Source organism: Flavobacterium sp. (genome assembly GCF_003525665.1).
In the GTDB taxonomy this organism is placed as follows: Bacteria; Bacteroidota; Bacteroidia; order Flavobacteriales; family Flavobacteriaceae; genus Flavobacterium.
This window is the reverse complement of the sequence record NZ_DQDX01000209.1, coordinates 1-2,077: the sequence shown is the minus strand read 5'-3', so window position 1 is coordinate 2,077 and position 2,077 is coordinate 1. Positions and strand designations below refer to the sequence as shown.

At 28.9% G+C, this 2,077-nt stretch carries 1 protein-coding gene; it reads left to right on the top strand.

Translation table 11 applies throughout. From position 1 onward, the window contains the following. The coding region (locus tag DIU01_RS14610; RefSeq protein WP_290835713.1) for a S41 family peptidase at positions 1-2,006 on the top strand (2,006 nt) is incomplete at its 5' end. Positions 2,007-2,077 lie beyond the last annotated feature (71 nt).

The window sequence follows — 2,077 nt, the reverse complement described above, 5'->3', positions numbered from 1 at the left end:
AACTTATTCTACTTCCTATTTTAGGTTTTGCGCAAAGCGAAAAGAATCCGTGTGAAACTTTGTCAACTATCAATACAATCATTCAAAATAAACATTACAAGCCAAAACCGGTTGACGATAGTTTATCGGTATATGTCTATGATTCATTTCTTAAAAATATTGATGAAGACAATCGGTTATTTACGGAATTAGAAATCGATAAATTAAAGCAACATAAACTTCAAATCGACAACTACCTATTAGAAAACAATTGTACTTTTCTCGCTGAATTTTACACACTTTACAACAACTCCATACTACGCTATAAAACTATAGTAGAAAAAATTAAATCAGAACCATTTGCCTTTAAAAGTTCTGAAACTATTGAGTTTTCTATGAATACGTTTCCGTACGCTAAGGATGAAGAAGAACTTAAAAAACTCTACAAAAAGAGAATTTTATTTCAAGTTTTAAGAGAAATTTCAGAATCTAGTACCAATAAAGATTCAATTGTTGCAAATTTTTCTTCTATTTCTGAACTATCAAAAGATAAAATTTTTGAAAGTTATTTATGCAAATATTCTAGTTTGCAAATGAGTGAGATAGAATTTAATTCGAAGTTCTTTTCGGTCTTTTGCTCCTATTTTGATCCACACACAATGTATCTTTCTGAAAGTGATAAATCTGATTTTTTCTCCTCTGTAAGTGCAAACAATTTATCTTTTGGTTTAAATGTTTCGGTTAATGAAAAGGACGAAATTATTGTTGATGAAATAATTCCCGGAAGTTCGGCTTATTTTACAGAAAAAGTTTCCGCTGGAGATCAAGTAATTAAAGTTAAATACAAAGACGAAGAATATCTAATTGCTTGTTCATCAATTAGTAAAGTTGAAGCTATATTTAATTCTACTGAATATAAAAATGTAGATTTTACATTGCGAAAAAAAAGCGGTGAAATTTATACGGTTTCGCTTACCAAGAAATTACTTAAAAATTACGAAAACAAAGTTTACAGTTACATTCTCGAAAAAGACAATAAACGTGCTGGATATATACGAATTCCAAGTTTTTATGGCAAATTCGAAAACGGAAAAACCAATGTAAGTGAAGATGTTGCCAAAGAAGTTTACAAACTAAATGCAGATGGAATTGATGGATTGATTATCGATTTAGAAAACAATGGTGGCGGTTCTATGGAAGAAGCCTTGAAATTGACAGGTTCTTTTATTGATGCTGGACCAATTGCTGTAATGAATGATAAAAATGGTAAAAAGAAAACGGTAAAAGATCCTATAAAAGGCAGTATTTATTTCGGACCAATGGTGGTTTTAATTAATGGATTTTCTGCCTCAGCAAGTGAGTTTTTCACCAATACAATGCAAGATTATAATCGTGCAATTATAATAGGAAATCAATCGCATGGTAAAGCAACAATGCAAACTGTAGTTCCGCTAACGTCAGATAGAAACCCGAAAGAGTTTATAAAAATTACAATTGAAGAATTTTATCGAATAACCGGCAAAAGCAATCAATCTATTGGAATAACACCAGATGTTGAAATTCCTACATTATTCGATAAACAAATGCCGAGAGAAAATGAAAATCTAACGGCATTAAAAAACAAGTCATTTAAAAGTAAGTTGCGTTACAATTCATTTTTTAATCGGTACAATTCTGAAGTCATTACTAAAAGTAAAAAAAGAGTTAGTTCCAATAAAATGCTGCAATCTATAAGCGAATTAAATTCTAAAATTGATCAAGTCTATCAATATGATTTAGCTCCTATTTTATTAGAATTTAATGCTGTTTATGAAGAAGTTACCAAAATGAATTCGCTTTGGAAAGAACTAAAAGAAGTGTCGTTAAAAGTATATCCAATTGAAGTGAAACGAAATTCTATTGATATTGCTTACCAACAATTTGACGATTATTTAAAAAGCAGCAATATTGAAAAAATTAAAGCAATAAAAAATAATTTACACATTATTGAAGCAGTAAACATCATCAATGATTTCAAAAGCAAATAATACAACTTGCTTATTATTTGAAGTAATAAAATTTGTATAAAAATTAGATTTGAAAAAATAGAATATTACAC